This window comes from Bordetella sp. MIP270_01_BMS, from assembly GCF_054958705.1.
On record NZ_CM143297.1, the window covers coordinates 2,012,762 to 2,031,847 of the forward strand.

The following is a 19,086-nucleotide window of genomic DNA, read 5'->3' on the forward strand; positions in this document are numbered from 1 at the left end:
GCGCCTACCATAGCGTGGCCACGCGGCGCCGGGTATACAGCACCAGCAACACCAGGAACGAGAACGCCACCATACCGCCCGCAAGCCAGTGCGCCTGCGCGTATTCGAGCGCTTCGACATGATCGTAGATCTGTACCGACACCACGCGGGTGCGCCCTTCGATGTTGCCGCCTATCATCAGCACGACCCCGAATTCGCCCACGGTGTGCGCAAAACCCAGAATGGCCGCGGTGATGAACCCGGGCCGCGCCAGCGGAAGCACCACAGAAAAAAAACAATCGAGCGGACTGGCACGCAGCGTGGCCGCCGCTTCAAGCGGCCGGCGTCCGATGGCCTCGAAGGCATTCTGCAACGGTTGCACCACGAACGGCAACGAATACACCACGGACCCGACCACCAGCCCGGCGAACGTGAACGGAAGCACGCCCAGCCCCAGAGCCTGGGTGACCTGCCCCACCGGCCCCTGCGGCCCCATCGACACCAGCAGGTAGAAGCCCAGCACCGTGGGCGGCAGCACCAGCGGCAGGGCAACCACCGCGCCGATGGGGCCTTTCCAGCGCGACCGGGTGCGCGCGAGCCACCAGGCGATGGGTGTCCCGATGATGAGCAGCAGCAGCGTCGTCAACGATGCAAGCTGCAAGGTGAGCCAGATGGCGGCAAGGTCGGAGGAATCCAGTGGCATGCGTAGCGCGCGAAGAAGGCGGATCAGTGCGGGGCGGACTCGTAGCCGAACGAAGCGATGATAGCCGCGGCCCGGGGGCCTTTCAGATAGTCGGCGAAAGCCTGGGCGGCGGGGTTGTTGCTGCCGCGCGCCAGGATGACCGCGTCCTGCCTGATGGGATCGTGCAACCGGGCAGGCACGCGCCACACCGAGCCGGACGTAGCCCTGCCGTCGTCATACACCTGGGACAGGGCCACAAAGCCCAGCTCGGCATTGCCGGTGGTCACGAACTGATGGGTCTGCGCGATGCTCTGGCCTTCCACGATCTTGTCCTTGACGGCGTCGGCCAGGCCCAGGCCCTGCAGCACCTGCATTGCGGCCAGGCCATATGGCGCGGTCTTCGGATTGGCAATGGCCAGATGCCTGAACCGGTTTTGTTTCAGCACGGCCCCCTGGTCGTCGACGTAGCCGGGTTCGGCCGACCACAGGGCCAGCCGCCCGACCGCATAGGTGAATCGTGACCCGGGTACGATCAGCTGTTCGGCCTCGAGGCGGGCCGGCCGGGCGTCGTCTGCCGCCAGGAATACCTCGAAGGGGGCGCCGTGGCGGATCTGCGCGTAGAACTGTCCGGTGGCGCCATAGGCCGCCACGGCCTTGTGTCCGGTGTCCTGCTCGAAGGCGCGGACGATGGCCTGCATGGGCGCGGTGAAGTTGGCGGCGACGGCGACCTGCACTTCGGCTGCGGCCGCCCCGGCCGCCGCCATTGCGGCGCCCAGACTCACAAGCAGACGGATCACGGCCATGTACAAGCCCCCATGCGCAGGCGTAGCAGTTGCCAAGAAGCGCACTATATAACGATTGACGGGCCCACCGTCCGGAACGCGGCAAGGCCTCCCGATTCAGCACGCGGCGCAAGGCTTTTTATACTGTGCACTTGCCGCGGGTGCGCCCCGCCCGCCACTTGAATCACTAACGCCTCTATGAACCACACCCTACCCGCCGGCTTTGAACCCTGGTCGCCCAGCAGTCCTTTCATGGCGCACCTGGCCAATCTGGGCACTTTGTACCGCCGCACCGGCAGCACCGTGCTGGCCCTGCGCGTGGGCGAAGCCCACACCAACATGCACCACATCGCGCATGGCGGATTTCTGGCCACTCTGGCCGACAGCGCGCTGGGTTTCTCGATTGCCGAACAGGCCCAGGTTTCGGTGGTGACCGTGCAGATGTCCGTGGAATACCTGAACGCCGTGAAGCCCGGCGACTGGCTCGAGGCCCACGTCCACATCGACAAGCAAGGCCGCCGCCTGCTGTATGCCACCTGCCTGCTGCAAGCGGAAGGCAAGGTCATGCTGAAGGCGAATGCCGTGTTCGCGGTAAGGTCGGCGCGAACGCCGGCGTCGGACGGCTGACCGGACCCGCGCCGGGCCTCAGCCCATCATCGCGACGCAAGCGGCATTGCACGGCCCGGCCGCGGCGCACACCGCATGGCGCAGGCCCGCCGGGCGTGCATCCCCGATTCGTACGCCGGCGCTTACGAAAGCGACGGCGCCAGGTCGGACCCGGCTTGCCGTTGCGCGCGGACCTGGCCTATGCGCAGACCGTCGCGCGACACGACCTCGAATTCCCAGTCGCCCCATCGGATGGTCTCGCCCACGGCGGGCAGGTGCCCGCAGACGCGTAGCAGTGCGCCCGCCAGCGTAGCGTCAGGCAGCGGGCCGTCCAGCTCGGCCCCCGCCAGAACGAGGCGCGCCTCGTCAATCGACATGCTGGCCTCCAGCAGCCAGGCGCCGTCGCCCAGAGGCGTCGCCTGCGGGCGCTCGTTCGCGTGTTCAGGCAACTCGCCGCCCACCGCAGTCAGCACATCCAGCGGAGTCACCAGGCCTTCGCAGCTGCCATGTTCGTCAACCACGATAAGCATGTGCTCGCGCGACTGGCGCAACACCTCCAGCACCTTGAACACCGGGGTGGTTTCAATGACGTAATGAGAGTTGCGCGCCAATTCCACCAGATCGATGGCGCCCGGCCGCCGCAACGCCGGCAGCACATCCTTGAAGTGCAGCACACCGATCACGTTGGACGCATCTCCATCGCACAACGGCAGGCGTGCATGCCCGGTCGAGAATTTCTGCACGATGGTTTCGGTCGTATCCTTGAAGTCGAGCCAGATCATTTCGCCACGCGGCACCATGATCGACCGGACATCGCGCGTTCCCACGGCCAGTACCCGCTCGATAAGGCTGCTTTCTTCGGGCGTCACGAGCGCGTCGTCACCGGCGTCGTCGACCAGGGCCGCCACATCCTCGACCGGACTATGGCCGCCAGCCTTGCCCCCTTTCAAGAGCCGCAAGACCGCCTGCGCCGTGCGCTGGCGCCCACTGAGGCCATGACTGCGCCGGCTGCGATTGCGTCGCGCGAGCTGGTTGCACGCCTCGACCACGATAGAGAAACCGATGGCCGCGTACAGATAGCCCTTGGGCACATGAAAGCCCAGTCCTTCGGCCACCAGGCTGAAGCCGATCATCAGCAACAGGCCCAGGCACAGGATGACCACGGTCGGATGGCGGCCGACAAAGGCCATCAGGGGGCGGCTGGCCAGCATCATGACTGCCATGGCGAAGACCACCGCAATCATCATGATGCTCAGTTCCTGCACCATACCCACCGCCGTAATGACGGAATCCAGCGAAAACACGGCATCGAGCACGACGATCTGCAGAATCACCTGCCAGAAGACGGCGTGCTGCACCTTCTGCGACTCCCCGTGCGCCCTGCCCTCGACCCGTTCGTGCAGTTCCATGGTGCCCTTGAACAGCAGGAACAGGCCGCCGAAGATGAGAATCAAGTCGCGCCCGGAGATTTCGAGCCCGAACACCGTGAACAACGGCGCGGTCAGCGTCACCACCCAGGCAATGCTTGCCAGCAGGCCCAGGCGCATCAGCATGGCCAGGGTCAGCCCAATGATGCGGGCGCGGTTCCGCTGCTCTGGCGGCAGTTTGTCGGCCAGAATGGCAATGAACACCAGGTTATCGATGCCCAGCACAATTTCAAGAATGATCAGCGTCGCCAGGCCCAGCCACGCGGTCGGGTCGGCCATCCAGTCAAAAATCATTTAGCGATCCAGAATTGGAAAAGTTGGGCGTGACGGCGCAACGGCGCCCAGCATGAAGAAACGATGTGGAAACGAGTGGGCTGTTGCGCTGCATTGCGCGCCCGGCGTAGTAGGGAACCAGCGGCTGCGCGGCAGGCCGGTGCGCACGGCGCGGCCGCCGGGGCGCCGCGCAGCAACACCGGCACGCCCGTGGCAGGCCCAGGAGGAGATCGCTTCGGAGGAGGCGCCGCGAATGCAGGATGCGCGGCGCGATGGTACTTGGAGGTTCTGTTGACATAAAAAGGGACGAATCATCGGCGGACGGTGACGTCGCCGCCGAAGCATCCCAAGCTGACTAAAGGCTGAATATTATCGCTATTCGACCCGACGCGACAGCGCAAGGCCCGCGGGCCAACCCGACTCGAGCCCCTACGAAAAGCGCTCGTGTACAGGAAGATCCCCGCATCACGCCTCATTCTTCGGCGACGAACGCACCGGTCTCCACCATCATGCGGCGATGGGCCTTGGCCAGCTGCAGGGCTTCGGGTCCGCGCAGCGTGGCCGCCGCGGACGCAAGCCACTGCACCACGACCATTGCACCGACCATCGAATCGAAGAATGCATCGCACTCTTTGCGAACGATGATGTTGCGGTCGGTCGACCGGGCCAGGGCGTTAAGGGGTACGTCGACGATGCCCAATGTCCAGGCCCCGGCCTCGCGGGCGCGGCGCGTCGCCGACACGGTGTCCTGGCTGCAGGGCACGAACGACGCCGCGATCACGACATCGGACTCCCCCACCGTGAACAAGTCCAGCCCGAACGCGCCGCCACGGTCATCGGCCAGCACCACGTGCGGGAAAGTGATGCGCAGCAGATAGTGCAGCCAGGTGATCACCGGGGTGCACGAACGGCGGCCAATCAGAGCGATGGTGCGGGCACGGACCATGCGAGCAACGGCTTCGTCGACCGCCTCGGCGTTGTCGGCAGTGAAGCAGCTTTGCAAGTTGCGCACCTCGGCGCGCAGCATGTTGTCGCGCGTGATGGGTGAACTCTGGGCCGCCAGGCGTTCGGCAAACATGCCCTGGCCGTGGCCGTCGCGCAGTTGCTGGGCAAAGCCATGGCGAAACGCGCGCCAGCCATCGAAGCCCAGTTCCTGGGCCAGCCGGATGAACGATGTACCAGAGCATCCCGACAACTCGCTCAGCTCTTCAAGCGTGCGCGTGGCCACCTGCGCGGGGTTCTGCAGCACCCAGGTGGCGGTGCGCCGCAGAACACGCGACAAATCGTCATAGCGTTCGCGCACCAGGCGGTCCAGCGGTGAGAGTCCGGATGTCATGGCATGGGTCCTCCGCCCGGCATCGTGATTTAGAAATGGAGAATTTACTCCAAAAATTTTGAAGTTGGAGTCAATCATCTAGGATTCCGCTTGAGCAATAACCAATCACTGCAAGGAACACAGGGAATGATTCCGCTCGTCGGATACACGGACAGGTTCTCGGCAGCGCCGGGCGAAAAGATTCACGTGAAAGTGTCCAGCAGCCTGGCCGCCCCATACCATGCCGACCTGGTGCGCATACGCAGCGCCGATCCGAACCCGGCGGGCCCGGGTATGCGCCTGGAGCCGATTCCATGCGACTTCGCCGGCCAATACCCTTCGCGGGCCCAGGCTGTCCATTCGGGATCCTGCGGCGTCATCGACGGCCGCACACTGACCCTGGGCCACGCCTGGACCGCGAGCGTGCGCGTGCAGCCCTGGCTGCTGGACGAAGGGCAGGCAGTTCTCAGTTTTGGCAAGGACCTGCAGCTGGAATTGCTGGTGTCGCGCCACGGCTGCGAACTACGCGTCGGCGGTGCTCGCTGCCGGGTGCAGGCCGGGATGATCGAACGCCAATGGTACGAGCTGCGGCTGGTGGCAGACGGCACCACGATGCGCATCATGCAGTTGCCGCTCGATCAGGCGTGCACGGCGGGCACGGCGCGAGCGGCACTCGCGGACAGCGGGCTCGCCGCCGCGGCCACGGCCGAAATTCAATTGGCCGAACCGATCACCCACCTGAGCGATGTGGTGCTGGCTGCCACGCCGGGCGCCCTGCCCGGGCAGTATGCCGCCCACTTCAATGGCCGGCTCGAGCACCCTTGCTTTCTCGCGGGCATCCATGATGCCGCAAAATTGCTGGACCCTGCCGCAATCGCGCGCCCGGCGCTGCTCGCATGGTGGGACTTCAGCCTGGACATCGACTCGCTTGCCATCACCGACCGCGGGCCCTATGGCTGGCATGGCGTCATGCGCAACCTGCCCACGCGCGGCGTCAGGGGCCCGTCCTGGACGGGCCACGCCATGCGCTGGAAAGATGCGCCCGACGAATACGCGGCCGTGCATTTCCATGCCGATGATCTTTACGATTGCGCATGGCAGGACGACTTCGTGATGGAAGTTCCGGCCGGCCTGGCGAGCGGCGTCTATGGAATCCGGCTGCGCGAACACCCCGGCACGGGCGGCGGCGCGGAAGACGTGATACCGGTTTTCATCCGGCGCGACCCCGCTGCCCCGGCCCCGCGCGTCGCGGTGGTGATGTCCACGTACACCTATCAGATCTACGCCAACTACGATCGCCACAATCATGACGACGCCTTCCGCGCGCGAGTCGCGCAATGGAACGCCTACCCGCACCATCCGGCCGAGAACAAGCAGTTCGGCCTTTCATGCTATGACCATCATGCCGATGGCAGCGGCGTCGCATTTTCTTCCGCGAAACGGCCGATACTGACCATGCGTCCCGGCGCGCTCGCCTACGTCGATCAAAGGGGTTCGGGCATACGTCATTTCTCGGCCGACATGCATCTGTTGTCCTGGATGGACGCGAAGGGCATCGACTACGACGTGATCACGGACGACTATATCGAACACGCCGGCCTTGCCGCGCTCGAACCGTATGCCGTCGTGCTCACGGGCTCGCATCCCGAATACCAGACCCTGGCCACCCTGAACGCATCGTGATTATGTGGCGCATGGCGGACGGCTCATCTACCTGGGGGGCAACGGGTTCTATTGGCGCATTGCGCGTAGCGACAAAGTTCCGGGAATGCTCGAAGTGCGCCGCGCTGAAAACGGCGTGCGTTCCTGGGTGGCGCCACCGGGCGAGTACTACCACGCGCTCGACGGCTGTTACGGCGGGCTGTGGCGCAACCAGGGAAGAGCCCCACAGGCCCTGGTGGGCATCGGTTTCTGCGCGCAAGGCAAGTTCGAGGGGTCTTACTACCGGCGCCTGCCGGCGTCCTATGACCCGCAATTCGCCTGGCTCTTCAAGGGAGTCGAGTCCGAGGAGATTCTGGGCGATTTCGGCTTTTCCGGCGGGGGCGCGGCCGGTTTCGAACTGGATCGGGCCGAGCCGCTGCTGGGTACGCCGGCCAACACCACCATACTCTGCCGTTCGGAAGGGCATTCGTCGACTTTCGGCGCAACACTCGAAGAGCTGATTGCGCCGCCCGCCTATAAACAAGGCGACAAGGCCGCCGCCCTGGTGCGGGCCGAGATCGTCTATTACGAGAACGCGCGCGGCGGCGCCGTGTTCTCGGTGGGCTCGATCACGTTCTGCGGCAGCCTGCCTTGGAACAATTACGACAACAGCATTTCCACTCTGTTGAAGAACGCGGTGGATCATCTTTGTGCGACGCCCGCCCGGTCAGACCCCGCCTTTCGGCTTCGGGCGTCCTGAGCCGGCCAGCCCACGCGTATCCCGACACACGCCACGACACGGAACCAGCCCCTATGTTCGATGAATCCACCTACCCCCGATCCCACGCGCTTTACCAGCAGGCCAGGCAGGTGCTGCCGGGCGGGAACACGCGCACGACGGTATTCCAGAAGCCCTACCCCCTGTACGCGTCGAAGGGCCTGGGTTGCTACATCTGGGACGAAGACGGCAACAAGCGCATCGATTGCATCAACAACTTCACGGCCATGATTCACGGCCATGCGCATCCGCACATTACTCAGGCCGTGACCCGGCAACTGGGCCGCGGCACGTGCTTTGGCATGCCCACCGAGTCCGAGGTGCTGCTGGCTGCGGAACTGACGCGACGGATCGAAGGGGCCGACCAGGTGCGCTTCACGAATTCGGGTACCGAGGCGGTAATGATGGCCATCAAGGCCGCTCGCGCGTACACGGGCCGGCCCAAGATCGCCAAGGTTGAAGGCGCATATCACGGCAGCTACGACTACGCCGAGATAAGCCTGGATTCCACGCCCGAACAGTGGGGCGCAGAAACGCCTGCATCGGTACCGTATGCGCATGGCACGCCCGCCACGGTGCTGAGCGACGTGGTGATCCTGCCATTCAATGATCCCGCGAAGGCCGCCGCGCTGATCGCTGAACATGCCGACGAACTGGCCGCCATTCTGCTGGATCCGCTGCCCAATCGGGTGGGGCTGATTCCCGCGACGCCGGCATATCTCGAGGCCTTGACCGAAGGCGCGCGCAAGGCGGGCGCGCTGGTGATCCTGGACGAAGTGATCTCTTTCCGCCTGGCCTACGGCGGCGCCCAATCCGTCTTCGGAATCCAGCCCGACCTGACGACACTGGGCAAGATCATCGGCGGCGGCTTTCCGGTCGGCGCCGTGGCGGGCCGGCGCGAGGTCATGGCGGTGTTCGACCCCACGCGCGGCAAGCCGGCACTGCCTCACGGCGGCACCTTCACCGCCAACCCTATCACCATGCATGCGGGCCTGGCTGCCCTGGAAAAGCTCGATCACGCCTGCTTCCGGCATCTGGACGAAATCGGCGACCAAGTCAGGGCGGGCATCAACCAGTCATTGCGCCGGCTGGGTCTGCCCGGCCAGGCGGTGGGCATGGGCTCGCTCGTGAAGGTGCATTTCACCGATGGTGAACCCACCAACTATCGCAGCGTCTACCCCGGCCCTGCCGAATCAGCCAGGCTGCAGCGATTCAACGATGCCTTGCTGGCCAACGGCGTACTCGCGTCGGGCTATGGCCTGATGGCGCTGTCCAGTCCCATGAACGATGACGACGTGGCCCAGATCCTGGACGCCGTCGACCGCGCCCTGGTCCAGGCCGGGAGTGCGCCATGACTGGCCCGATGCCGGCGCCCCGGCTGATGGAAGAAATCGACCGCATGGCAGGCGCGGTCGACCAGTTGTTCGCCTCCATCGCCAACGCCTCGCGCGATGGAGATGGCATTACCCGCTCGGCGTACGGAGCCCAGGAAACCGAAGCCGGCAGGCTGCTGGCCGACTTCGCAAGGTCGGAGCAGCTGGAAGCCGGCACCGACCACGTAGGCAACTTCCGCTACGACCTGCCGGGCCACGACAACGAGCGGCTGGTGGTCATGGGGTCCCATCTTGATTCTGTGCCGCTGGGCGGCAATTTCGATGGCCTGGCAGGCGTCGTCGCCGGCGTGGTGGTGCAGGCGGCCTGCCGTCGCGCCGGCGTCACCCCGCCGCGTGGACTGCGCACCTATGGCTTCCGGGGCGAAGAAAGCCCCTGGTTCGGCACCGCCTACCTGGGCAGCAAGCTCGCGCTGGGCCTGCTTGCCAATGACGCCCTGCAAAGCATGGTTCATGTCCACAACGGGCGCTCACTGGCCGACCACCTGCACGATATCGGCGCGGCCGCCGACGATCGGACCATACAGGCCCGCAAGCTGCACCCCCGCCAGGTTCACGCCTATCTGGAACTGCATATCGAACAGGGGCCGGTGCTCGAAGCCATGGGGGTGCCCATCGGCATCGCAACCGCGGTACGAGGAAATATCCGCCACCCCTACGCGAAGTGCCTGGGCGCCTACAGCCATTCTTCGGCAAGTCCGCGACATCTGCGCGGCGACGCGGTCACCGCCACTTCCAGGCTGGTGGTGCACGCCGACGAACGGTGGCGCGACTTGATCGACCAGGGCGGCAACGACGATGTGATCGCCAATTTCGGCATCTTCTGCACCAACCCCAAAGAACATGCCATGACCAAGGTGCCCGGCGAAGTCGGGTTCAGCTTCGTGCTGGCCGCGACGCGCAACGAGGTGCTGGAACGCCTTTACGACGACATCATGGCGCAGGCTCGCGCCATCGAGGCTGCGTGCCGCGTGAAGTTCGACTTCGGCCAGAAGGTAGGCACGCGCGCCGTGGCGCTCGACGATGCATTGATGCGCAGCGCCGAACACGCCGCGCAGTCGCTTGGGCTGGCCAGCCACCGCATGCCCACCGTGGGACATGATGCGGCCATGTTTGCGCAGCTGGGCATTCCGTCTGCGATGATCCTGGTGCGCAACCAGCACGGCAGTCACAACACGCAGGAGTCGATGGAAACCGCCGACTTCATCGAAGCCTGCAAATGCCTGGCGCTTTGCGCCTTGCAGGAATGATCAGTACAGATTGTTCGAACCGATTCAGCAGTACTCCTCGCGGTGGCAATAACAAACAGGAAAACTACCATGCTCCATTCTGCTCGACTCCGCTCTTCCCTGATTATGCGCTGCGTTGGCGCCGCCCTGGTTGCCCTTGGCTGTGCCGGCACAGCGCTGGCGGCCTACCCCGAAAAACCGGTCAACCTCGTGGTCGGGTTTGCGCCCGGCGGCACCACGGACGTCGCGGCGCGCATCGTTGCCAGCGAACTCAGCAATAAGCTGAACCGTTCATTCGTGGTCGAGAACAAGCCTGGCGCCGGCAGCAACCTCGCGGCCTCTTACGTGGCCAAGGCGCCAGCCGATGGCTACACCCTGTTCGTCATCCCGGTCACGCTGGCCATCAACCAGACGCTGTACAAGAACCTGGATTTCCACGTCGTCAAGGACTTCAAGCCGGTAGCGAGATTCATCCAATCGCCCAACCTGCTCGTCGTGAACCCGTCGTTGCCGGTGAACAACGTGCAGGAACTGGTGGCCTATGCCAAGAAAAACCCGGGCAAACTCGCCTTCGCTTCGGCGGGCACCGGCGGCTCTACGCATATGGCGGGCGAACTCTTCAAGCTGCAAGCCGGCATCGATATGCTTCACGTGCCGTACAAGGGCAGCGCGCCGGCCATGACAGACCTGATAGGCGGCCAGGTTCAACTGAGTTTCGACAACATGCCGTCGGCATGGCCGCACGTGCAGAGCGGCAAGTTGCGGGCGCTGGCCGTCACCACGGCTGATCGCTCCAAGAGCGCCCCCGATGTGCCCACCATGAAAGAGTCGGGCTTTCCTGACTTCAACGTGTCGGCCTGGTTCGGGCTGGTCGCCCCCGCGGGCACGCCCGACGAGGTCATCGCCACGCTGAATTCGGCCATTGGCGAAGTGCTGGCCATGCCCTCGGTCATCCAGCGCTTCGAAGGCCTGGGCGCGGTGCCCGCCCCCATGTCGCCCGAGGCGTTCGGCGAATTCCTCGCGGCCGAGGTCGATACCTGGGGCAAGGTCGTGAAGGCGTCCGGCGCCAGCAGCGCTGACTGAGCTCCCCCTACCGCCCGGCGCCCCCTTCGCAAGGCCGGCATCGGGCGGCTCCATTGCGCCTTGCCTGTCCCCCATCGAGAACACCATGATCCCCTCCGTGTTGCGCCCGCCCGAAGATGAACTGCCCGAATGGGTCCTGCAGCAGGCCAGGGCATCGGGCCTGGACCTGGTGGCGCAACACCACGCGAAAGAGCTCATCGAAGCCACCCGCATTACGCGCGCGCATCTGGCGGAGCTCGGCGCCGAGCTGCAGGCCGCGGACGACGCGCAGAAGCCCGGCTGGCCCCTGTCATGACAGGCCACCCACTGGCGGGACTATCGCTTGCCGACGCCGCCGGCATGATCCGCTCGCAAGCGCTTGCGCCTGCCGATTACGTCCAGGCGCTGCTGAGCCATATTTCGGCGCACGACCCGCAGCTGCATGCCTTCGTGTCGCTCACGGCTGACCTCGCCATTGAGCAGGCCGAGGAGGCCGGGCGGGAGATTCGCGCCGGCAATTGGAAAGGGCCGATGCACGGCGTTCCATACGGTCTGAAAGACATCATCGACTACCGGGGTCCGCACCACCGCGCAGTCTCGCCTGCTCGACGGACACATCGCCTCGCGCGACGCCGGGGTGGTCAAGCGGCTGAAGGCGCAAGGCGCCGTGCTACTGGGAAAGCTCGCCACCGATGAATTCGCCTGCGGCGGACACCCTTCGGACAGCGCATGGGCCATGCCCGTGAACCCGTGGAATGCCGATTACATTACGGCCGGGTCGTCCAGCGGCAGCGCGGTGGCGGTGGCGGCCTGCATGCTGCCCGCCTCGCTGGGCACCGATACGGCAGGCTCGATACGCAACCCCGCCGCCCGCTGCGGGCTGGTGGGCATGAAACCGACCTACGGGCGCGTCAGCCGCGCGGGAGTGATTCCGCTGGCGCCAAGCATGGATCACGTCGGCCCCATGACCCGCACGGTGCGGGATAACGCGCTGGTGCTGCAGGCGATTGCAGGCCCCGACCCGGATGACCCCGCCACGCTGGGGCAACCCCGGCCCGACTTCCTGGAATATTCCTCGCACCTGCAGGGCGTCAAGGTTGCCGTGGCTCGGAATGTCTATACCGAGAACCCGGGGTGCGATCCCGAACACGCCGCAGGCATCGAAACCCTGGTATCGGTATTGAAAGACGCCGGCGCAAGCGTTCACGAAGTACGGATCGATGCGCTGGACCATTACAACCGCCTTTCGCGGCTGCTGCTCAGCGTCGAAGCCTATGCCGCCCATGAGCATTTATTGAAGTCGACGCCGGGGCGCTATGGCAGCCGGTGCCTGGCCCGCCTGCTGCAGGGCGCCCTGCTGTCCGCTGCCGACTACGCCAGGCTGCAGCAACTCAGGCACCGCTACGTCCGCGAAATCGACGCGCTGCTGGAACCCGCCGATCTGTTGGTGACCGCGTCGGAATACGACGCCACGCCACGCGTGGATGACCACGCTGGGTTCCTGGCCACCTACCATCGCCAGGCGCGCATGCCTTTCAACATGAGCGGACATCCGGCGCTCGTCCTGCCCACCGGTTTCTCGCGCACGACGGGCATGCCCCTTTCCGCGCAGATCATCGGCAGGCGCTTTGCAGAGGCGTCGATTTATCAAGCCGCCGCCATCTTCGAGGCCCGGCACCCCTGGCACGATGCCTATCGCCGCATGCTGACGCCGCTCTAGGCGCTCGCCGGCGCCCTCGCCTGTACTCTTCCGTAATGCAGGCTTGACCGTCACGTTCTTCTTGATAGAATACGATTCTGTTAGACGAAACAATTCGCCCCTCATGAATGCCCGCTTCAAGGAGCCCGCGTGAAACCCGGATACGGATCGCATCTGCGCGCGAACGGCATACGCCAGCACTATCTGCATTTTCCTGGCCCCGGCCCCAGCGTACTGATCGTGCCGGGAATCGTCAGTCCGGCGGCGCTGTGGCAGCATGTCGGGCAATGGCTCGCCGGTCGCTATGACTGCTACATCCTCGACGTCCGCGGCCGGGGCCTGTCCGAATCCGGCGCCCATCTCGATTACGGGGTAGACGCCTGCGCGCAGGACGTCATCGCGTTCATCGCGCAGGCCGGGCTGGCATCACCCATCGTCATCGGTCATTCCATGGGCGGCCGGATCGCGCTGCGCGCGGCCGCGCTGGCGCCTGGGAAAATAGGCTCGATCGTGCTGGTCGACCCGCCCACCAGCGGCCCTGGCCGCAGGCCTTATCCCGTACCCAAGGCGCGAACGCTGGGTCTGCTGCGTGCCGCGCATCGCGGCGAAGCGCTCGAAGCCATTCGGCAAAGCAGTGCCGCGCCGTGGCCAGAACCCCTTCAGCAGCTGCGCGCCCAATGGCTCAGCACGTGCGACGAACGCGCCGTGCACGTTACGTACGACGATTTCCACGAGCGGGACATGTTTGCCGACCTGGCACGCACGACCGAACCCATAGCGTTGCTCTGCGCGGGCAAGGGCGATGTGGTGTCCGATGCAGACCTGGTTGAAATGCGGCAGTCGCGGCCGGACATGGCAGTGACGCGCCTGCCGGATGTCGGCCACCAGATGCAGGCAGAGAGTTTCGACGTATTCATACAGGCGCTGGACGGAATTCTCACCGCCCCACCGCAGGACATCGAGAGGCACCGCAATTGAAAACCGACGCCGAAGTACTGGACCTGTTCATAGAAGAACTGAAACTCTGCCGGGTCACCCCGGACGAGACTGTCGTCGTGCTGACGGCCGACGACGAATGGCAAGAGAACGCGAACGCATTCATGGCTGCCGCCCAGAGCCTGGGCGCCACGACGTTCAACCTGAACGTACGGCGCGGACAGAAGAATGCCGTAGGCGTGCAGGGCAGGCATCCGCTGGTGGGCAATGAGCTGGCCATGCGCACGCTGAAATCCGCGCACCTGGTCATCGACATGGTGGGCCTGTTGTTTTCGCGCGAGCAAGCTGAAATCCAGGCGGCCGGCGTGCGCATCCTGCGAGTGATGGAACCGTTCCATGTACTGAAGCAGATGTTTCCCACCGAAGACCTGCGGCGGCGCGTCGAGCACGCCAAGGGGATGCTCGAACAGGCCCGGGAACTGCGGTTCACGTCCGACGCCGGAACCGATGTCACGTATCAGCTGGGCCAGTATCCGGTGATCTCCGAGTATGGATACACGTATGAGCCCGGTCGCTGGGATCACTTCCCATCAGGCTTTGCTTTTACCCAGGGCAACGACGGCGGAGTGAACGGCACCGTGGTGCTGCAGCCCGGCGACATTCTGTGCGCGTTCAAGCGCTACGTGGAATCCCCCGTCACCCTGAAGATCAAAGATGGCTACGTTGTCGATATCTCCGGGGCTGGTGTCGATGCGGCCCTGATCGACAGCTACATCAAGAGCTTCAACGATGACCGTGCCTACGCGATCTCGCACATTGGCTGGGGGCTCAATGAAAAAGCGCGCTGGTATCAGTTCGCCGTGACGCGCCAGTTGCAGTCCGAACATGTCATGAATGCGCTGTCGTTCTACGGCAACGTGCTGTTCTCGCTCGGGCCCAACCTGGAAGTGGGCGGCGACAACGATACGGCCTGCCACCTGGACCTGCCCATGCGCCTGTGCAATCTATGGCTGGACGGCACGCAGATACTGCAGAACGGAGAAGTGATCCACCCCGCCATGCGCGTCGAACGCCACGCCTGATGCAGGCGGGGCCGCGTCGCTCTAGGCGGCGTTCCGGCCCGCCGCCTCCCAGGCTTCGAACAATGACGTATCGCCGCCCAGCCTGCGCGTAAGGTCGGCGGCGGCCGCCAGCAAGCTGGCGGACATCGCGGGTATCAGGTCGGCGGAAAAGCGGGCCGCCGGACCTGAAAGCGCCAACGCGCCCCGCAGGCGTTTCTGGGGCCCGAACACCGGCGCGGCTATCGCGGCGATGTCGGGCTCGCGCTCGCCTATGGTGATGATGTAGGGCTGCACCGGTGGCTGCGCCTCGGGCGACGTGGCCGCGTCAAAGGCAATCAGCACGCGCCCCGCCGCGCCCTTGTCGAGCGGCACGAGATCGCCGGTACGGATGTGGTCGCGGATGGAGCGCGGTGAATCGACCCGGAACAGGCAGACCCGGTGGCCGCCCTCGCGCGTGAAAAACGACGCGCCCTCTTCGGTTTCCTGCACCAGTCTGCGCAGGATCGGCGGCACGTGGTCGTCCAGGCGCAGGGCTGCCTGATAAAGACCGCCCCAATGCAGCAGCATCGAGCCCAGCTGATAGGTCCCGTCGTCCAGGCGCACGATGCAGTGCTCTTGAACCAACGTCGACAACAGCCGCAGGATGGTGCTTTTGTACATCCCCGTCCTGCGCGCGAGCTCGTTCAAGGACAACGAACTGTCGCCCGCCTGGAACGCGTTCAGGACGGCGATAGCGCGCTCTACCGCGGCCACTCCCCCGCCCGATTTCGTATCGCTATCCGGTGCTTCCGACATTTTTGTCTCGGTCTGGTGCTTTTACTAGTTGACATTGTAGCGTACTGCTCTACAGAATAGCGTTCCTACGAACAGAACGCAGCTGAAGTCATGCTGCCCAACGGTTTCCTTCCTTTTTCATAAAACACAGGGGTTACACAAATGCTGAACGTCAAATGGAAGAGCCTTGCCGCCGCGCTTGTCTGCGGGCTGGGCGTTGTCGGCGGGGCTCAGGCCCAGTCTTATCCGAGCACGCCCATCACCCTGGTCGCCCCCTACCCTCCGGGTGGCGCAACCGATCTCTACGCCCGATCCGTCGCGGCCGGCCTGGAAGCACTGGGGCAACCCGTTGTCGTTGAAAACCGCGCAGGCGCATCGGGCATCATCGGGGCCGACTACGCCTCGCGCGCCGAACCCGACGGCCACACCATGCTTATCGGTGCGTCGTCGATGTTCTCCGTGCTGCCCCTGCTCAGCGATCGCATGAACAAGGTCTACGAGAAGATCGAACCGGTGTCGCTGCTCGGCTTCAACCCGTCGTATGTGGTGGTGCCCGCGACGCTACCGGTGAACTCCATCCAGGAACTGATCGCGTACCTGAAGGCCAACCCGGGCAAGTTCGGCTACGGTTCGGCGGGTGCAGGCACGTCGCAGCACGTTTTCATGGAACTGTTTAAGCAGCGCGCCGGCGTCGACGTGTTCCCCGTGCAGTACAAGGGCAGCGGCCCCATGGTCATCGACCTGATAGCCGACCGCGTGGTAATGGCCATCGAACAGGGCCCCGCCGTGCTGTCGCACATCAAGGCCGGAAAACTGAAGGCGCTGGCCGTTACCACCTCCAAGCGGTCCGAAGCCATGCCCGACGTGCCCACCCTGGCCGAGACCGTGCTGCCCGGCTTCGAAGCCGTGACCTGGTTCGCGCTCTACGGCCCGAAGGGCATGCCGAAAGAGGTGATCGACAAGGTAGTGCCGCAGGTCGCCAAGACCATGGCCTCGAAGGACGTCAAAGCCCGCCTGGGCGCCGTGGGCGTTGAACCCACGTCCAGCACGCCGGAGGAAGTCGCCCAACGCCAGGCTGCTGAAACCGCCATGTGGAAAGACGTGATCACCCGTTCGAACATCTCGCTCGAAAACTGAAGCACCAGGCCTGGTCATGCACTCGACGCCCCCTCTTTCACTCAGCAAGGAACCGCGTGCCGATTACCTGGAGAAGGTCACCGGCACCGCGGTCTATGCTAGCGACATCACGGTGCCCAACATGCTGCACGGGAAGATCCTGCGCAGCACAGTGCCGCACGCCCGTATCGTCAGCATCGATACCAGCGCGGCGCTGGCCATGCCGGGAGTGGTAGCCATTCTCACCGGCGACGATCTCAAAGATCTGCCGGGCACGGAAATCCGCTGGGGTCTTTCGCTGCGTGACCGGCCTGTCATTGCGCTGGAAAAAGTCCGTTACGTCGGCGACCCTGTCGCCGCCGTGGCGGCGGTAGACGAGGCCACTGCCGAAGCAGCGGTCAATGCCATCCATGTCACGTATGAGCCGCTGCCCTATGCAACGACGGCGCAAGAGGCGCTTGCCGAAGGCGCTGCGCTGGTCCATGACGACATGGATGTCCTGAAAGACTATTACTTCAGGGGTCATTGCACCCCAGTCGCGGGCACCAACCAGTTCCAGCAATGGAACTACGAAAGCGGGGACGTCGACGGCGCATTCCAGGGCGACGTGAAGATCTTCGAAGATACCTTCACCTTCCCTATGGTTTTTCACTACGCCATGGAACCGCACGTCTGCATTGCGCACTGGACACCCAAATCGCTGGAAATCTGGAGCGGCGGCCAGACTCCCACCGCCATCCAGCGAGTGTGCTCCGAAATCCTTGGCGTACCGCTGGCGTGCGTGCGCGTGCACTCGCCGTATGTGGGCGGCGGCTTCGGCGGCAAGGCATCAGTCAAGATCGACCCCCTGGTGGCGGCTCTGTCTTGGAAGGCCCGCGCGCCGGTACGGGTCTGCCTGACGATCGCCGAATCGATGCTTACCTGTCGCCGCCTCGACGCCGAGATCACACTCAAAACCGCGGTCGATCCCCAGGGCCAGATCGTGGCCAAGTCGATACGCGCCGTGTTGAACGGCGGCGCCTACGCCGACACGGGGCCGGCCATTGCCGTCAAGGCTGCCATACGCGCCATCGGCCCGTACCACATTCCGAACCTCAAGCTCGAAGCGATTGGCGTATATACCAACACCGTGCCGGGCGCGGCATTCCGGTCGATAGGCGGTCCGCAGGCCGTATGGGCCACCGAATCCCAGATGGACATCATTGCGGACGCACTCGGCATCGATCCGGTCGAGCTGCGCATGCGCAACCTGGCCGAGAAAGGCCAGACCATCAAGCATGACCTTCGGCCCATCGACGTCGACATGCGCCGCTCGTTGCGGGCCGCGCTCGACACGCTGGAACAATTGCCCGAACCGCGCCACGAAGGGCGCCGTGCGGTGGGCGTGGCCGTTGGCGCCACCGACCCAGGCATCATGCCCATAGGCGGCGCCATCGTGCGCTTGCGCGCCGACGGTTCGGTCAGCGTATCGGCCAATACGGTCGAAATCGGGCAAGGCAGCCGGGGCGTGCTGCGCATCGTCGCGGCCAAGGTACTGAACCAGCCGCTCGCAAAGATCGCCGTGGCGGAACCCGACACACTGCAGGCCCCGTACGACTGGGGCACCGGCGCCAGCCGGTCTACCGTCATCATCGGCCTGGCTGTGCAGCTGGCCTGTGAAGACATTCTGCAGCAGGTGCGCGACACCGCCGCGCAAGTGCTGGGCGGCTCGCCGGCCGATTACCAACTGGTGGAGAACGCGGTGGCGGGCCCGGACGGCTCGCTGGAACTGATCGAACTGCTGCGCCGCTTCAACGGCATGGCCGCGGGCGAATTCCTGGGAGTGGGCCGCGTCAACCCCAATACCAAGAACAGCCAGTTCAAACTGCAGCCGCTGTTCTGGGAAACCGGCGCGGGAGCCTTTGAAATCGGTCTCGACGAAGACACCGGCGCCATCCAGGTGCTGCGCGTGGGCGGCGCGGCAGACCTGGGTCGCGTCATCAACCCCAAGGCCGCCGAAGGCCAGGACGAAGGCGCCATGGTGATGGCGCTGGGGCATACGCTGACTGAAGAATACCTCTATGAAGACGGGCAAGTCGTCAACGGCACACTGTTCGACTACAAGGTGCCCACCATTGATGAAGTTCCGCACCACGTCGGCACCGCGCTGATCGAAAGCGGCGACGGCCCTGGCCCGTTTGGCGCACGCGGCGGCGGCGAAGGAGCGATTCTTCCCGCTGCACCTGCAATCGCCAACGCCCTGTTCAAGGGATGGGGCATCCGGGTGAAACAGCTGCCACTCACGCCGGAGCGCGTCTGGCGCGCGCTACGCGACAAAAACTCAACGAACCGATAA

Annotated in this window: 16 protein-coding genes and 1 pseudogene; 12 read left to right on the plus strand and 5 right to left on the minus strand. The window is 64.8% G+C overall.

From position 1 onward, the window contains the following. Window positions 1-4: 4 nt before the first annotated feature. Window positions 5-682: a molybdate ABC transporter permease subunit gene (gene modB, locus ACV17W_RS09425; protein WP_462596161.1), complete on the minus strand. Its 678-nt coding sequence runs from the start codon at window positions 680-682 to the stop codon at window positions 5-7. Window positions 683-705: 23 nt separating this feature from the next. Continuing rightward, window positions 706-1,464, minus strand: coding sequence for a molybdate ABC transporter substrate-binding protein (gene modA / locus ACV17W_RS09430; protein ID WP_462596162.1), 759 nt, complete (start codon window positions 1,462-1,464; stop codon window positions 706-708). Window positions 1,465-1,641: 177 nt separating this feature from the next. On the opposite strand from modA, the gene ACV17W_RS09435 reads away from it, so the two are divergent. Further along, a complete protein-coding gene (locus ACV17W_RS09435; RefSeq protein ID WP_462596163.1) occupies window positions 1,642-2,070 on the plus strand; it encodes a PaaI family thioesterase in 429 nt (142 codons plus the stop codon). Between the two features lie 122 nt (window positions 2,071-2,192). Here ACV17W_RS09435 and ACV17W_RS09440 read toward each other — a convergent pair whose 3' ends face one another. After that, window positions 2,193-3,770 (minus strand): TerC family protein, encoded by a 1,578-nt coding sequence (locus tag ACV17W_RS09440; protein WP_462596164.1) that lies wholly within the window; start codon window positions 3,768-3,770, stop codon window positions 2,193-2,195. 451 nt (window positions 3,771-4,221) lie between these two features. Then, complete coding sequence (locus ACV17W_RS09445) at window positions 4,222-5,085, minus strand: MurR/RpiR family transcriptional regulator (protein WP_462596165.1); 864 nt, start codon at window positions 5,083-5,085, stop codon at window positions 4,222-4,224. A 126-nt stretch (window positions 5,086-5,211) separates the two neighbouring features. Between ACV17W_RS09445 and ACV17W_RS09450 the strand changes: the two genes are divergently transcribed. From ACV17W_RS09450 to ACV17W_RS09490, 9 genes and pseudogenes are all read left to right on the plus strand, one after another. Beyond that, on the plus strand, window positions 5,212-6,747 hold the full coding sequence (locus ACV17W_RS09450) for a N,N-dimethylformamidase beta subunit family domain-containing protein (RefSeq protein WP_462596166.1): 1,536 nt from the start codon (window positions 5,212-5,214) through the stop codon (window positions 6,745-6,747). Window positions 6,748-6,751: 4 nt separating this feature from the next. Further along, window positions 6,752-7,465, plus strand: coding sequence for a N,N-dimethylformamidase beta subunit family domain-containing protein (locus ACV17W_RS09455; protein ID WP_462596167.1), 714 nt, complete (start codon window positions 6,752-6,754; stop codon window positions 7,463-7,465). A gap of 53 nt (window positions 7,466-7,518) precedes the next feature. Then, entirely contained in the window at window positions 7,519-8,838 is a 1,320-nt protein-coding gene (locus ACV17W_RS09460) for an aspartate aminotransferase family protein (RefSeq protein WP_462596168.1), read from the plus strand. After that, complete coding sequence (locus ACV17W_RS09465; protein WP_462596169.1) at window positions 8,835-10,124, plus strand: hydantoinase/carbamoylase family amidase; 1,290 nt, start codon at window positions 8,835-8,837, stop codon at window positions 10,122-10,124. Before ACV17W_RS09460 ends, ACV17W_RS09465 begins: the two co-directional genes overlap by 4 nt. 105 nt (window positions 10,125-10,229) lie before the next feature. Continuing rightward, the gene (locus ACV17W_RS09470; protein ID WP_462596510.1) at window positions 10,230-11,186 is read left to right on the plus strand and encodes a Bug family tripartite tricarboxylate transporter substrate binding protein; all 957 of its coding nucleotides are present in this window, start codon (window positions 10,230-10,232) and stop codon (window positions 11,184-11,186) included. Between the two features lie 85 nt (window positions 11,187-11,271). Then, on the plus strand, window positions 11,272-11,481 hold the full coding sequence (locus ACV17W_RS09475; RefSeq protein WP_462596170.1) for a hypothetical protein: 210 nt from the start codon (window positions 11,272-11,274) through the stop codon (window positions 11,479-11,481). A gap of 44 nt (window positions 11,482-11,525) precedes the next feature. Beyond that, window positions 11,526-12,885: pseudogene (locus ACV17W_RS09480) on the plus strand (amidase). A gap of 129 nt (window positions 12,886-13,014) precedes the next feature. Continuing rightward, entirely contained in the window at window positions 13,015-13,842 is an 828-nt protein-coding gene (locus ACV17W_RS09485) for an alpha/beta fold hydrolase (RefSeq protein ID WP_462596171.1), read from the plus strand. Further along, window positions 13,839-14,882: a M29 family metallopeptidase gene (locus tag ACV17W_RS09490; RefSeq protein ID WP_462596172.1), complete on the plus strand. Its 1,044-nt coding sequence runs from the start codon at window positions 13,839-13,841 to the stop codon at window positions 14,880-14,882. The genes ACV17W_RS09485 and ACV17W_RS09490 overlap by 4 nt, the downstream gene beginning before the upstream one ends. Window positions 14,883-14,903: 21 nt before the next feature. Here ACV17W_RS09490 and ACV17W_RS09495 read toward each other — a convergent pair whose 3' ends face one another. Further along, window positions 14,904-15,656, minus strand: coding sequence for an IclR family transcriptional regulator (locus ACV17W_RS09495; protein ID WP_462596173.1), 753 nt, complete (start codon window positions 15,654-15,656; stop codon window positions 14,904-14,906). 141 nt (window positions 15,657-15,797) lie between these two features. On the opposite strand from ACV17W_RS09495, the gene ACV17W_RS09500 reads away from it, so the two are divergent. Continuing rightward, complete coding sequence (locus tag ACV17W_RS09500) at window positions 15,798-16,772, plus strand: Bug family tripartite tricarboxylate transporter substrate binding protein (protein WP_462596174.1); 975 nt, start codon at window positions 15,798-15,800, stop codon at window positions 16,770-16,772. A 16-nt stretch (window positions 16,773-16,788) separates the two neighbouring features. Beyond that, on the plus strand, window positions 16,789-19,086 hold the full coding sequence (locus tag ACV17W_RS09505; RefSeq protein ID WP_462596175.1) for a xanthine dehydrogenase family protein molybdopterin-binding subunit: 2,298 nt from the start codon (window positions 16,789-16,791) through the stop codon (window positions 19,084-19,086).

What these genes read in the sequence shown, in the direction of transcription:
- modB (WP_462596161.1), bottom strand. Translation starts at nt 682, where the DNA reads ATGCCACTGGATTCCTCCGACCTTGCCGCCATCTGGCTCACCTTGCAG.
- modA (WP_462596162.1), bottom strand. Translation starts at nt 1,464, where the DNA reads ATGGCCGTGATCCGTCTGCTTGTGAGTCTGGGCGCCGCAATGGCGGCG.
- ACV17W_RS09435 (WP_462596163.1), top strand. Translation starts at nt 1,642, where the DNA reads ATGAACCACACCCTACCCGCCGGCTTTGAACCCTGGTCGCCCAGCAGT.
- ACV17W_RS09440 (WP_462596164.1), bottom strand. Translation starts at nt 3,770, where the DNA reads ATGATTTTTGACTGGATGGCCGACCCGACCGCGTGGCTGGGCCTGGCG.
- ACV17W_RS09445 (WP_462596165.1), bottom strand. Translation starts at nt 5,085, where the DNA reads ATGACATCCGGACTCTCACCGCTGGACCGCCTGGTGCGCGAACGCTAT.
- ACV17W_RS09450 (WP_462596166.1), top strand. Translation starts at nt 5,212, where the DNA reads ATGATTCCGCTCGTCGGATACACGGACAGGTTCTCGGCAGCGCCGGGC.
- ACV17W_RS09460 (WP_462596168.1), top strand. Translation starts at nt 7,519, where the DNA reads ATGTTCGATGAATCCACCTACCCCCGATCCCACGCGCTTTACCAGCAG.
- ACV17W_RS09465 (WP_462596169.1), top strand. Translation starts at nt 8,835, where the DNA reads ATGACTGGCCCGATGCCGGCGCCCCGGCTGATGGAAGAAATCGACCGC.
- ACV17W_RS09470 (WP_462596510.1), top strand. Translation starts at nt 10,230, where the DNA reads ATGCGCTGCGTTGGCGCCGCCCTGGTTGCCCTTGGCTGTGCCGGCACA.
- ACV17W_RS09475 (WP_462596170.1), top strand. Translation starts at nt 11,272, where the DNA reads ATGATCCCCTCCGTGTTGCGCCCGCCCGAAGATGAACTGCCCGAATGG.
- ACV17W_RS09495 (WP_462596173.1), bottom strand. Translation starts at nt 15,656, where the DNA reads ATGTCGGAAGCACCGGATAGCGATACGAAATCGGGCGGGGGAGTGGCC.
- ACV17W_RS09500 (WP_462596174.1), top strand. Translation starts at nt 15,798, where the DNA reads ATGCTGAACGTCAAATGGAAGAGCCTTGCCGCCGCGCTTGTCTGCGGG.
- ACV17W_RS09505 (WP_462596175.1), top strand. Translation starts at nt 16,789, where the DNA reads ATGCACTCGACGCCCCCTCTTTCACTCAGCAAGGAACCGCGTGCCGAT.